The sequence below is a fragment of the Streptomyces sp. NPDC050610 genome (assembly GCF_040654875.1).
Lineage (GTDB): Bacteria > Actinomycetota > Actinomycetes > Streptomycetales > Streptomycetaceae > Streptomyces.
This window is the reverse complement of sequence record NZ_JBFAIV010000045.1, coordinates 46,839-58,459: the sequence shown is the minus strand read 5'-3', so window position 1 is coordinate 58,459 and position 11,621 is coordinate 46,839. Positions and strand designations below refer to the sequence as shown.

Here is an 11,621-nt window from a genome sequence, read left to right as displayed (position 1 = left end):
ATTTCCCGCTGGATGGCGGGCGTCTTTCCTTGGACCACAGACGCGTGACTCCCGCGTCGTGCGCCGGAGTTGCGTAAATGATCTTACATGGTCCGAGGGGCTCCGGTGACCGCGTCCGGGGGAGGGGAGGGGTCGGTGGCGATCGTCGCGGGGCGAGGCCGCGTTATCGCCGCGCAGTCGGGGCCGCCGGGGCCGCCGGGGCTGACGGGGTCACGGCTTCCGCGCGCCGGTCGTGCCCCGCAGTCATCTGCCACAGGCCCGCCGCCCGGTAGTAGACACCGTTCACCACCTGCAACAGGACCATCGTGACCGGCCAGAGCAGACCGCCGAGCCCGGGTACGGCGTCGACCGGCAGCGTGTACGACATCACGACGCGCGCCGCGGCGTCGGCGAGCAGGGCGATGCCCCAGATCACCGTGGAGACCCGCCAGATGCGCCGGAAGGCCGGTTCGTTCTCCCACAGCGTCTCCCATGGCGTCCCATCGGAAAGGAACCGCCCCTCCAGCAACGGCCGCGCCCCCAGGTAGGCAAGCGGGCGGCTCGCCCGTGCCGACGCCAGGAAGCACAGGCCGGCCACGGCCGTCACCCAACCGTCCCTGGCCAGCATGAACCGCGTGCCGCCGTTGATCAGTGAGGTCACCATGCTCAGCAGCATCACCCCAGCCATGAACGCCGCCATCCCCTCCAGCCGGCGGTCCCGCAGCCAGTACGCCCCCGCGGTCACCACGGGCAGCACCGCGCCGGCCAGCAGCGCGGCGAACGTGCTCGCGCCCAGCCCGCGCAGCACGTAGAAGAGGGCGATGGGCGCGCCCACGTCCCACCCCAGTTGGAACAGCGGTCGGCGGTTGGCGGGGCGCCCGGCGCGGGCGGTCACAGCTCCTGCCTGGTGGCGAGTCGGGCCAGGGTGGTCAGTTCGCGGACGCACTGGGCCAGGGGCAAGCGCGGCGGGCGGGCCATGCGGACGATCGCCGCGTCGATCGAGGACTTGATGGTGAGGGCCATCAGCTCCCTGTCGAACTGGCGGAACTCCCCGCGCTCCTGCCCCGCGCGCAGGATCGGCTCCAGCGCGTCGACGTTCGCCCGCGCCGTGGCCTCCAGGCCGTAGCGCAACACGCCCTCCGCGTCCCGCTCGTTCATGCAGATCTCGTACATCGCCCGCACCGAGGACGGATTGTCGGCGACCCACTCCAGCTGTGCCTCGATCCGGGCGGTGAGGGCCCCGAGCGCCGACGTCTCGCCCGCGACGCGTCGCGAGATCGCCCGGTGCGCGCGTAACCCGGCCTCTTCCAGGACGGCGTCCATCAACTCCCCCTTGGTGCCGAAGTGGTAGGAGATCAACCGGGTGCTGGAGATCCCCGCCTGCTTCTTGATCCGCGCGAACGTCGTCTGCCCGTGACCGTTCTCGGCCAGCGTCTCGATGGCCGCCTCCACGATCTGCGCCCGCCGCGCACTCGCGGCGAGCGATCGTTCGGATGCGCCGGTGGATGATCGCTCGGACGCGTCGGCGGGCGACCGTTCGGACGCGTCGGTGGGCGGTCCGTCCACCTCGCTCAGTCCATTCGTTACTCGCATGAGTAATTAATTCCTCAGCCGAGTAACGCTCAAACCGGCGACGCACCTCCCTGGCGGAGCATGGCTGTACGCTCAGCGCTCCCACCACGGCGGGTGTACGACGCGGGTCTCGGCGACGGCACAGGCGGCGCCGTTGACGACCTCGTGGTGGGCGAGGGACCAGCCGACGACGCCGCTGCCCTTCCGGCCGAGTTCGATCAGCCGGTCCGGAGCGCCGCCGCGGCCGGTGTCGACGGCGCAGTCGACGAGGGGCGCCCAGGCCCTGCCGTCGAGGGCGGACGCGAAGGCGGCGACGGGCAGGACGAGGACGGCCAGGAGCAGGGCCGCCCATTGCTCGGCGCCGGCGAGCCGGTGGCCCCACGTGCGCGGCGCCCCGGCGGGACGGCGTCGGCGTCCGCCGGGACCGCGGCGGCCCATCCGGTACTCGGCGACGATTCCCTGGCGCAGCACACAGGCCGCCAGCCCGGTGGCCGTGCCCCACCACGGGCCGAACAGGACGGCCATGACGATGCCGACCGCCAGCGGATTGACCGCGGCGAGGGCCAGCGTGCGCAGGGTGGCGGCGAACGACCGGGCGTGCGGTACGGCTCCCTTCGCGGCGAAGTAGGCGAAGACCATGCGGGAGAGGACGACGGCGAGCACGGCGGTGAGCGGCGCGTTGGACAGGAGCATGCCGATGAGCACGTCGGGCCAGTTGCCCGGCTCCAGCCCGATCAGCACCTCTGTGGCCGCTTCCCCGCCGCCGACGGTGTAGGCGAGTTTCACGGCGGGCAGGGTGACGACCGCGGCCACGAGCACCGTATGGCCGGGCCCTCCGCGCGCGTCACGCTCCCGCGCCTGCGCGGGCACGTCGACGGAGGCGGGCGCCGCGTCTGATGCGGGCGCCGCGTCCGATGCGGGTGCGGTGTCGGACACCGGTCACCCCTGGTACGCGGCGTGCTCGACGCCGTCGCGGAATGCGGGCCCGGCGGGCTTCCTGGCGGGCTTCCCGGCAGGCCCGGCGACGGGCGGGAGGCCGGGCGCTGACTGCGTGTGGTCCATGATCCATGGTGGGAACGGGCCGCGCGCCGGCGCCACCACAGTTCCACCGTCAGATGGACAGGCCGCGCGCGTACGGCCGTGACTGCCGGGCCTCCCGTCCCCACCCTGACTCCTGTGAGGTACCGCGACGGCTCGGCCGGGCTGAAGGTGTACGTGAACGGGGGATCCGGCGGCACCGCGGATCCGTACACCGGACGCATCCGGATACGCGTAGACGCACCCGGATGTACGCAACCGCCAGGGCGGCGCGGCCCGGCGCGTCAGGACCGACACCGACCGGGCCTCGACGCCGACCGGGCCGCGCTCACCCGCCCGGCCACCCCTGACCACATCCGTCCGCACACGTCCACATCCGTCCGCACACGTCCGCACACGTCCGTCCGCATCCGCACGCATCCGCGTCCGGATGCCCCCATGCGAACGAACGCCTTCCAACCTCAAGAGGAGAACACCGTGAACAAGTACGTCACCCGCGCTTCCAGGACCATGCTGGCCGGGGCCGCGCTCGCCGGACTGACCGCGCTCGTCGCCCCGGCCACGCCCGCGGCGGCCACCCCGCCCGGCCTTTCCTGCCAGACCGGCAAGCACGCCAATGACGAGTACACGGGGTACGCGCTGTGCCAGAACAACGGCGCCGCGCCGCAGACCTTCTGGGTGCATCTCGTGTGCGGCTGGGCGCCGGACGTGGACGGTGAGCGCGTCACACTCCAGCCCGGGCAGTCCAGCCAGTCCACCGCGCACTGCGGCACCATCGGCACCGGCATCGGCGAGATCAGCGTGCAGCCCTGACTGCCGGCCGGAACCGTCCCGGGGCCCACCGGTCCGGGCCCCGGACCGTATGCACCAGGACCGTATGAAGCAGGACCGTGGAGATCCAGACCGCACAGGTCCGGACCGGCCGTCAAGAGCCCGGAAACTCATACGACTTGGGCCATTGCGCGCATCGCGCGTGAAGCGACGGAACCTACCATCCGAGGCAGCCGCCGGCATCGAACACGTCACCGGCGAAAACAGGCGAAAACAGCGGCAGGGCTCCCGGCCCTGAACGCACATCGGATGGAGGATCTCGACCATATGCGTAGCTTCAGCCGCGTCATCGCGTCCGTAGCCATCGGGATGGTGGCCGTGACAGGGCCGGTCGCCCTCGGCGCGTCCTCGGCGAGCGCCGCGCCGCGCACCGCCGTCACGGCGACCGCACCGGCGACCTCGGCGACGGCCGCCGGCAAGGTCCGCTGCAACCCGGCCAAGCTCATACACCAGGCGAACGTGTACGCGCAGAAGTCCGACACCTACACGGCCAAGGCGCGGCACGAGATGCTGGTGGGACACAAGAAGAAGGCCGTCGCCTACAAGAAGAAGGCGCGGGCCTACGACAAGAAGGCGACTGCCTACCGCGTCAAGGCGAAGCGGTGCAGCGACAAGTGACAGACGCCCGCTCCACCTGGGCTCGCGCTTCATCCCCGTCCCGAGAACAGCCCCAGTATCAGTGCCAAGGGACGTTCACAGGCGACAAAGCACGAGTCCGAGGAGTGGCCGGACAGGTTGCCGACCGCGGTGCTCGGTGCGGTGCGGGCGGCGTGCGAAGCGAATCAAGGCCGACCCGGCCATGGTGAACCTGTGGGATGAGGGACCAGCCCGCGTCACGAGCGCGGGATCGTAGAACAACCCCTTTCTGTACAGGCTGGTTCGGGGGCCTTCGTCCTCCCGCGCCGCCCGTCCGGGGAGCGCGGAGAGACGACGAAGGACTTCCAGGGCCTCATCCGTCCCTCACGTCTCGATCCCGAGCGGACTCAGTCGCGGTAGTGGTCGGCGATCGCGGCGAAGGCGGCCTTGGGCTCCCAGGGCAGGTCGGGGTAAGTGTCGCCGTGGCGGTCTTCGAGGATCCTGACGATGCCGAGGCTGGCGAGGTCGAGGTCGTCGCGGGGATCGCCGTCGGGGCGGTGGGGCAGGTTGTACAGCGCGAAGAGGAAGACGAAGGCGCTGTCGACGCCCTCGCTGTCGAAGATCTCCAGCAGTTCGCTCAGGTACGCCGCTTGGCCGGCCTCGTCGCGCTCGTATTCTCCGGTCAGCCGGAGCGGAGCGCCGGTGGCTTCGTCGGTTTCGAGGATTTCCATGCTGCGGGGTGCGACGTCACCCGCGCCGCGCCAGGTGGCGGTGCCGAAGCCGGTGATGGCGACCGGTTTGGGCTGTGCGACGAGACCGCGCACAGCGTCCCGGAATCGGTCGGCCACCTCCGCGGACCGGATGAGTTCGAAGGTCGTGAAGTCGAACAAGTCCCAGTCGACGGCTTCGAACTGGATGGCGGCGTAGGTGACCTTGCCGTGGAAGCGCTCGCGGACCACCGCCACGGCTTCGCGGAGGAAGGCGTTGAGACGGGTGCCGACTGCGGCGAATCGCTCGGGCCGACGGGCCGGGTCGCTCAGTAGCCAGCCGATTCGCTCTTCGGTGCTGTCGCCTTCGAGGAACCCATGGTTCATGACGCTCAGCTCGGCGCCGGTGACGAACACGACCTCGGCTCCTTGCGTCCGGAGTCGCTCGGCCCGCTCCGCGCAGTCAGCGATCAGGGTGAGGATTTCGTCGGTCGTCAGCTCCAGCGGGTAGGGCGAGAACCAGATCTCCAGTCCGAGCTCGGCGGCGTGACGGGCGGCGAGCTCCAGGCGGCCCGGGTCGCCGCCGGTGATGTGGACGGCGGTGCAGTGGAGATCGTCGCGGATGATGGTCAGCTCCTTCTTGACCAGGCCGGGGTCGAAGTGCTCCCGGGAACTGCTGCCATTGCGGAGGAAGCCGGTGTCGTAGCAGATGCCCTTGGCTCGCATGCGTCTGACCTTTCTGCGGGAGGGGCAGAGAGTAGAAGCAAATATTGCGTGCACGCAAGTTTGCGTGCGCGCACTCAAGCTGGGATGCTTCGAGGGTGACGACAAAGCGGACCGGGCTGCGCGAGGAGAAGAAGCAGGCCACCCGAGTGGCATTGCGTGAGGCGGCACTCCGGCTGGCACTCAAGCACGGGCCCGACAACGTCCGCGTCGACGACATCGCCGAGGCGGCAGGGGTCTCGCCGAGGACCTACAACAACTACTTCTCCAGCCGCGAACAGGCGATCGTCGCCGCCGTCACCGCCGAACGGGAATCCCGGGTCGTCGCAGCGGTGGCGGCCGGGCCCGCCCACGTCCGCCTCGCCGACGCCTTGGCCGAAGCGATCGTGGAGCAGTACACCGAACAGCACGACCGCGACGAGCTGCTGCTGATCACCGCCAGTCCCGCGCTGCGTGACACGTTCCTCGACACCGCCGAGGCGATCGAACCCCCCCTCGCCGCCGCGATCGACCAGCGCCTCGGCCGCACCGGCACGTCTGCCTCCCGCGTGCTCGCGGCGAGCGTGGCCGCTGCCGTTCGGATCGCACTCCAGCAGTGGCTACAGCCTCCGGCCGCACCCCTCGCGAGCGGTGGGCTCGTCGTGCCGTCCGGCTCGCTGCCGGACCTGCTCCGCTCCGCGCTCGCCACCCTCGAACCCGCACTCGACGCCGCCGAAGAACAGGCACGACAGCGCTTGCGCCAGTGAATCCGTTCCACTGGTGGCGTCGACGTCGCCAGTGGGGCCGGCGTGAACCGCAGTGCCGTCAGTGACCGGCGTTTTTCACAGGCGGTCGGCGCGCAGGCCGTCGAGGGAGAGGTGCAGCAGTCTGTGCCACATGTGCGGGCGGCACTGGTCGGTGAGCTGGACGGCGTGGCCCAGTGAGACCAGCAGGAGCAGCAGGTCGTCGGTGGTCACGCCGGGCCGCAGCAGGTTCGCGGCGTGGGCGCGGGCGCACAGTTCCTCGATGACGAGGCGGAGTTGCTGGATTCCTTCCAGGTCGGGTTCCGACCAGGTCAGTGCGAAGTTCTCCATGGTCGCGCGGTGGTGCGCGTAGCCGGTCAGCGCCTGCTGGTAGAAGTCGGTCAATGCCGCCCAGGGGTCCTCGGCGTCGATCGCCGCCCGGCGCGCGGAGTCCGCCCACTTCGAGAAGTCCCGGTACAGGACGGTACGGACGAGGTCTTCCTTTTTCGGGAAGTGCCGGTAGAGGGTGCCCATGCCCACGTCGCTGCGGCGGGCGATCTCGCGGACGTCCACCGCGGTGCCCTGCTCGGCGAGTACGTCGGCGGCGGCCTCGATGATCGCTTCCCGGTTGCGGATCGCGTCCACGCGCGGCGCGCGGCGCCGGGTAGTTCCTTCTGTTTCGTCCCCTGCCATGGGATCGAGCATATCCCCTTATGCGGAGCGTGCGCTCCGCATCGTGCTACTTTGTGGAGCAAGTGCTCCGGATAGTAAAGGGGATGCCGTGCCCGACCCGTCGACCACCACCGCCCACGAGGCCAAGACCCCTGCCGCCGGCGGCTGGAACGAGCAGATCATCGCCGAATTCCGAGCCAACGCCGGGTACGTGCCCTGGAGCAGCGAGGAGGAATTCGCCGCGGGCCGCCCCGTTCCGCCCCGGTTTCCCGGGTTCGGCGAGCAGGGCATGCCGCTCATCCTGGTGCACCACACCGGGGCCAGGACCGGCCGCGAGCGGATCAGCCCGCTGTTCTACCAGCCGGTCGGCGACAGTTGGGCCGTCTTCGGAACCCACGGCGGCAGCCCGCGCCACCCCGTCTGGTACCACAACCTCATGGCCAACCCGCGGGCCGCGGTCGAGGTGGGCACGGAGATCGTGCCGGTCGTCGCCCGGCTCGCGGAGGGTGCGGAGCGCGAGCGGCTCTGGGCGAAAGAGGTAGCCCTCGTTCCGAAGTTCGCCGAGTTCGAAGCGGCCGCCGGCAGGCAGATCCCCGTCGTCGTACTGGACCGCGCCGACGGACGAGCCGCGACCCCGCCGCTCCCTCATCACTGAACCATTCCGATCACGCCAGGCGCGTTGCCGGTCGGCGGCGCGGTTCAGTTCGGAGCCCGACCGGCCCCGGCTCGCGGAGGAAAGGCGAAGGCCCCGTACTCATCGAGTACGGGGCCCTCGTGTGGAGCGCCCGGCAGGCCTTGCACCTGCATTTCCCGCTGGATGGCGGGCGTCTTTCCTTGGACCACAGACGCGTGACTCCCGCGTCGTGCGCCGGAGTTACGTAGATGATCTTACATGGTCCGAGGGGCTCCGGTGACCGCGTCCGAAGGGGAGGGGGCCGGGCGCGGGGGGCCCGACAGGGTCTTGCGGAGTACGGGCGTCAGGCGCTGTTCCACCAGCCGGTTCAGCAGCCACGCCAGTACGAGCATCAGCGCGATCGTCAGCGCGAACGTCGCGTACGAGGGGATGCCCAGCTTCCGGTGCAGGACCGCGATCACCACCCACCCCAGGTGCTCGTGCACCAGGTAGAAGGGGTACGTGAGCGCGCCCGCGACGGTCAGCCAGCGCCAGTTCGCCCAGTGGAACTTGCCGAGCGCTATGGCGGCCACGGCCGCGTACCCGGCGGCGACGATCGCGATGATGACGTACGGCGATCGGTACGAGAAGAAGTGCGGGTTCGGGGTGTGCCACAGGGCGGCGACCGCGTAGTGCTGGCCGATCAGGAAGCTGACGCCGACGATCCCCCAGGCCAGGGCGGAGTGGCCGAAGCGGTGGATCAGATAGAGGCCGACGCCGCCGATGAAGTACGGGGCGTACTCCGGCATCAGCACGGTCTTGAGGAACTCCTGGTGCGAGGCGTCCGCGAGCACCGCGCCCAGCGTCCACACCGCGCAGAACAGCACCACCCGGTGGCGGGTCGCGCCGGGCAGCACGACGAAGAGCGCGAAGAGGGCGTAGAAGCGCAGTTCGGCCCAGAGCGTCCAGCACACGCCGAGCACCCGGTGCGCGCCGACGGGCATTTGCAGCATCGTCAGGTTCATCAGGGTGTCGCTGGGCGACACGGTCTTGTACGCGACCCAGGGCAGCGCGAAGACGACGGTGACGATGAGGATCGCCGCCCAGTAGGCGGGGTACAGGCGCGCGACGCGGGAGGCGAAGAACGAGCGCAGCGGGCGGCCCCAGCCGCTCATGCAGATCACGAAGCCGCTGATGACGAAGAAGATCTGCACGCCCAGGCAGCCGTACGAGAAGGCCGTGGACAGCGACGGGAACTGGGCGCGCGGCGAACCGCCCCACGCCTGCCCGACCTCGCCGGTCCGGCCGCCGTAGTGGTACAGGGCGACCATCAGCGCGGCGATCAGCCGCAGCCCGTCGAGGGCGCGCAGCCGGCCGTGCGCCCCCTTGCGCGCGGGCGCGGTCCCGTTACGGGCTGGGTCGGCGGGCGGCGGCGTCGGTATCGGGTCGGGCATGCGCAGGCCCGTACCCGTGGGGGCCGGGGGCTCCAGGGAAGCCGTGCCGGAGGCGGCGCTCATCGGGCCGCCCCCGCCGCGCGGCATGTCTCCGCCATGTGCGCCACGCTCACCCCAGCGCCGCCGTCCGCTTGACCAGCCGTCGCTGCATCGCGCGGGCGCGCCGTGCGACCTTGCGGACCGTCGGGTTGCGCGGCAGGAAGGCGAGCTGGGAGGGGAGCGCGCCGGGCAGCGCCAGCGAGGTGAGGCGGCGGCGCTTGAAGTAGCGCCAGGTGTGGGTGTTGAGGTTGGCGGCGAGGTAGCGTTCGGCGGCCGGGCGCAGCTCCGGGTAGATCTGGGACTGCATGGCGAAGCCGACCGCCGAGAGCAGGCCGGTCAGCTGCTTGCCCGCCGTCTCGCCGGCCGGCGGGGTCCAGCCGGCGACGGTCTCGGGGCGGCCCAGGTCGGGGAGCAGGGCGTCCGCGATCGTCACCGGGACCCGGTTGCTGTTCTGGTACGGGGTGAGCCGCTCCAGGAGCAGTTCCGTGCCGATGCGGGCGACCGGCAGGCCGTACAGGGCGGTCGCGGTCAGCAGTGCCGTGGAGAAGCAGCCGACGACGAGTGCGGGCCGCAGGCGCTGGTAGAGGACTTCTGCCAGAACGGGAGTGTCCAGGACCACCAGCTCGACGCCGAGCCGTCCGGCCTCCTCCTCCAGCATCCGCGACCAGCGGGCGGGCGCGGTGGGGTGGGGCTTGAACACCACCGCTCGATGACCGAGTTCGACCGCGCCGCGCAGCATTCGCACATGCAGCTCCTCCTCTTCCACCGGGGTGAGGATGTCCAGTGCCGAAAGGTACTGGCCCAGAAGGAGCGCGGAGCCTTTCGGTGCGGTAATTTCCGGCGCGGCGGTCTCCAGACGGGCCAGGACCTCGGTGAACGCGTCGGTGGGGACGATCTCGGCGGGTACCCCGAACTCGGTGAGCAGCAGCGGGCGCAGCCCCGGTACGAGGTCGAGGTGGAGGAGGCGGCGGATGCGGGTGCCGATGAGCGGGTCGAGCTTGTTGCGGGTGGGGCCGTAGCTCATCAGACCGTCGGCGTAGACCTCGACGGGCGCGTCGGGGAAGAGCTGGGTGAGCGCCAGCGCCGGGTTGACCTGGATGGACTCGACGACGAGTTCGATCTCGTCGTCGCCGAGGTCCCAGAGCATCCGCAGGTGCCGCTCCCACAGGGGGGCGTCGTCCGGCCGGGGGGACCAGCCGCCGGGGTGGAAGGGGCGGATCGTCTCGTTCCAGGAGAGCAGCCCGTCGAAGCGGTCGCGCAGCAGCTCGAAGCCGGGGGCCTCCTGGAACGACGGGGTGGTCTCGGGGATGGCCGCGTTGTTGGAGACGAGCAGCAGCCGGCGGCCGGCGGGGGGGAAGCGGTCGGCGTCGAGGGCGGCGGCGAGCGTGGCGGCCCCGTAGAGCGTCGAGGCCAGGAAGATCTGGGTGCGCGGCCGGCCGGGGCGGGGGCCGCGGCCGGGGCCGCCGGGGCGGTCGGCCTCGGCCGGTCCGGTCCGGGTGCGGCGATCGGTCCGCGGGCTGTCGGGCCGGTCGTGGCGGTCGGCCTGGGCACGGCCGTCGGCCTGGGTGCGGCCGTCGCTCTGCGGGCGGTTGGCCTGGGCATGGCCGTCGGTCTGTGGGCGGCCATCGCTCTGCGGTCGGCTCGCCGGACCGGTCCTGGGGCGGCCGTTCGTCTGCGGGCTGTCGGGCCGGGCGTGGTCGTCGGGCTGGGCGGTCATCAGGCCGACACCTCCGCCGCGGCCGTACGGCGCCGGACCCTGCGCAGCCGTGCCGCGCGCTCGTAATCCATGGAATTCAGCGCATCCTTCAGAATGTCCTGCGGCATCCGTTTCATCGCGGCCGCGCTCATCGAGCGCAATGTCTTGGCCACGGCCGGTTCGAACCGTTCGATGGTGCCGAGCTGATGGGAGATAATCGCGCAATACGTGCGCACGGCCTTCGGCAGCAATTGGTCGGCGTCCGCGTCCCGCGCCGTTTCCTCGATGACCTGATCAAATGCGTGGATGAAATCGAGTTGCCGCACATCGCCGATCTGCGTGAGCGAGGACGCGACGCCGCGCCGGTAGAAGACGCCGAGCAGGCCGGCCACCGCGAAAGTCCGCGCCTCGCGGTGCAGCCGCCAGATCCACGGCCGGTCCTCGGCGGTGCGCAGCCCGTGCTTGAAATGCAGCAGCCCGTCGTCCAGGAGGCGGCGGTGGTACATGCCCGCCCACGCGTAGGCGTAGTCGACGGACGTGGAGCGGTCGGCGGGCAGGATCGCGTCCCGCGGGTCGAGCACCACGCCGCGCCGGCCCTGCGGCACGCGGTGCACCGAGCGGGCCCGGCCGGAGCACTGGACGTGGTCGGCGCGGACGAAGTCCACGCCCAACTCCTCTATGAAGGAGAGGAGTTCGCCGAAGTATCCGGGCGCGAGCCAGTCGTCGCCGTCGAGGAAGGTCAGGTATTCGCCGCTCGCCGCGTCCAGGCCGGTGTTGCGGGCGGTGGCGAGGCCGCCGTTCTTCTCGTGCCGCACCAGCACCGCCCCCGGCAGCTCACGTTCGGCCTGCCGCAGGAGCTCCGGCGTCCCGTCGCTCGAACAGTCGTCGACGAGAATGAATTCGAAGTCCGCACGCGCATTGGCGCGCAGACTCCGCAGGGTGTCGGGGGCGTAGGTCTGCACGTTGAAGAACGGCACGATGACGGAGAGCTTAACCACT

At 70.9% G+C, this 11,621-nt stretch carries 13 protein-coding genes; 4 read left to right on the top strand and 9 right to left on the bottom strand.

Annotated features, from left to right (window positions below):
• Positions 1 to 163: 163 nt before the first annotated feature.
• The 4 genes from AB0I22_RS35510 to AB0I22_RS35495 form a co-directional block, all read right to left on the bottom strand.
• Entirely contained in the window at positions 164 to 874 is a 711-nt protein-coding gene (locus AB0I22_RS35510) for a VC0807 family protein (protein WP_363135132.1), read from the bottom strand.
• Positions 871 to 1,572, bottom strand: coding sequence for a TetR family transcriptional regulator (locus AB0I22_RS35505; protein ID WP_363135131.1), 702 nt, complete (start codon positions 1,570 to 1,572; stop codon positions 871 to 873). The genes AB0I22_RS35510 and AB0I22_RS35505 overlap by 4 nt, the downstream gene beginning before the upstream one ends.
• A 72-nt stretch (positions 1,573 to 1,644) precedes the next feature.
• A complete protein-coding gene (locus AB0I22_RS35500; RefSeq protein WP_363135130.1) occupies positions 1,645 to 2,487 on the bottom strand; it encodes a hypothetical protein in 843 nt (280 codons plus the stop codon).
• Between the two features lie 3 nt (positions 2,488 to 2,490).
• On the bottom strand, positions 2,491 to 2,613 hold the full coding sequence (locus AB0I22_RS35495; RefSeq protein ID WP_363135129.1) for a hypothetical protein: 123 nt from the start codon (positions 2,611 to 2,613) through the stop codon (positions 2,491 to 2,493).
• A 486-nt stretch (positions 2,614 to 3,099) separates the two neighbouring features.
• Here AB0I22_RS35495 and AB0I22_RS35490 point away from each other — a divergent pair, with 486 nt between their 5' ends.
• The gene (locus AB0I22_RS35490) at positions 3,100 to 3,402 is read left to right on the top strand and encodes a hypothetical protein (RefSeq protein ID WP_363135139.1); all 303 of its coding nucleotides are present in this window, start codon (positions 3,100 to 3,102) and stop codon (positions 3,400 to 3,402) included.
• 285 nt (positions 3,403 to 3,687) lie between these two features.
• A complete protein-coding gene (locus AB0I22_RS35485) occupies positions 3,688 to 4,038 on the top strand; it encodes a hypothetical protein (protein WP_363135128.1) in 351 nt (116 codons plus the stop codon).
• A 365-nt stretch (positions 4,039 to 4,403) separates the two neighbouring features.
• Here AB0I22_RS35485 and AB0I22_RS35480 read toward each other — a convergent pair whose 3' ends face one another.
• Positions 4,404 to 5,429, bottom strand: coding sequence for a hypothetical protein (locus AB0I22_RS35480; RefSeq protein ID WP_363135127.1), 1,026 nt, complete (start codon positions 5,427 to 5,429; stop codon positions 4,404 to 4,406).
• Positions 5,430 to 5,524: 95 nt separating this feature from the next.
• Between AB0I22_RS35480 and AB0I22_RS35475 the strand changes: the two genes are divergently transcribed.
• On the top strand, positions 5,525 to 6,172 hold the full coding sequence (locus AB0I22_RS35475) for a helix-turn-helix domain-containing protein (RefSeq protein ID WP_363135126.1): 648 nt from the start codon (positions 5,525 to 5,527) through the stop codon (positions 6,170 to 6,172).
• Between the two features lie 75 nt (positions 6,173 to 6,247).
• On the opposite strand, the gene AB0I22_RS35470 is transcribed toward AB0I22_RS35475, so the two are convergent.
• The gene (locus AB0I22_RS35470) at positions 6,248 to 6,841 is read right to left on the bottom strand and encodes a helix-turn-helix domain-containing protein (protein WP_363135125.1); all 594 of its coding nucleotides are present in this window, start codon (positions 6,839 to 6,841) and stop codon (positions 6,248 to 6,250) included.
• A gap of 88 nt (positions 6,842 to 6,929) precedes the next feature.
• Here AB0I22_RS35470 and AB0I22_RS35465 point away from each other — a divergent pair, with 88 nt between their 5' ends.
• On the top strand, positions 6,930 to 7,475 hold the full coding sequence (locus AB0I22_RS35465; protein WP_363135124.1) for a nitroreductase family deazaflavin-dependent oxidoreductase: 546 nt from the start codon (positions 6,930 to 6,932) through the stop codon (positions 7,473 to 7,475).
• 233 nt (positions 7,476 to 7,708) lie between these two features.
• On the opposite strand, the gene AB0I22_RS35460 is transcribed toward AB0I22_RS35465, so the two are convergent.
• From AB0I22_RS35460 to AB0I22_RS35450, 3 genes are all read right to left on the bottom strand, one after another.
• Complete coding sequence (locus tag AB0I22_RS35460) at positions 7,709 to 8,887, bottom strand: acyltransferase (protein WP_363135138.1); 1,179 nt, start codon at positions 8,885 to 8,887, stop codon at positions 7,709 to 7,711.
• A 109-nt stretch (positions 8,888 to 8,996) separates the two neighbouring features.
• A complete protein-coding gene (locus AB0I22_RS35455; RefSeq protein WP_363135123.1) occupies positions 8,997 to 10,643 on the bottom strand; it encodes a polysialyltransferase family glycosyltransferase in 1,647 nt (548 codons plus the stop codon).
• Positions 10,643 to 11,620, bottom strand: a complete 978-nt coding sequence (locus tag AB0I22_RS35450) for a glycosyltransferase family 2 protein (protein ID WP_363135122.1) — start codon at positions 11,618 to 11,620, stop codon at positions 10,643 to 10,645. The genes AB0I22_RS35455 and AB0I22_RS35450 overlap by 1 nt, the downstream gene beginning before the upstream one ends.
• Position 11,621: the final 1 nt, after the last annotated feature.

Bases quoted from the DNA above. Each gene is read 5' to 3' on its own strand.
- AB0I22_RS35505 (WP_363135131.1), bottom strand. From the start codon at position 1,572: ATGCGAGTAACGAATGGACTGAGCGAGGTGGACGGACCGCCCACCGAC.
- AB0I22_RS35495 (WP_363135129.1), bottom strand. From the start codon at position 2,613: ATGGACCACACGCAGTCAGCGCCCGGCCTCCCGCCCGTCGCCGGGCCT.
- AB0I22_RS35490 (WP_363135139.1), top strand. From the start codon at position 3,100: ATGCTGGCCGGGGCCGCGCTCGCCGGACTGACCGCGCTCGTCGCCCCG.
- AB0I22_RS35485 (WP_363135128.1), top strand. From the start codon at position 3,688: ATGCGTAGCTTCAGCCGCGTCATCGCGTCCGTAGCCATCGGGATGGTG.
- AB0I22_RS35480 (WP_363135127.1), bottom strand. From the start codon at position 5,429: ATGCGAGCCAAGGGCATCTGCTACGACACCGGCTTCCTCCGCAATGGC.
- AB0I22_RS35470 (WP_363135125.1), bottom strand. From the start codon at position 6,841: ATGGCAGGGGACGAAACAGAAGGAACTACCCGGCGCCGCGCGCCGCGC.
- AB0I22_RS35460 (WP_363135138.1), bottom strand. From the start codon at position 8,887: ATGCCCGACCCGATACCGACGCCGCCGCCCGCCGACCCAGCCCGTAAC.
- AB0I22_RS35455 (WP_363135123.1), bottom strand. From the start codon at position 10,643: ATGACCGCCCAGCCCGACGACCACGCCCGGCCCGACAGCCCGCAGACG.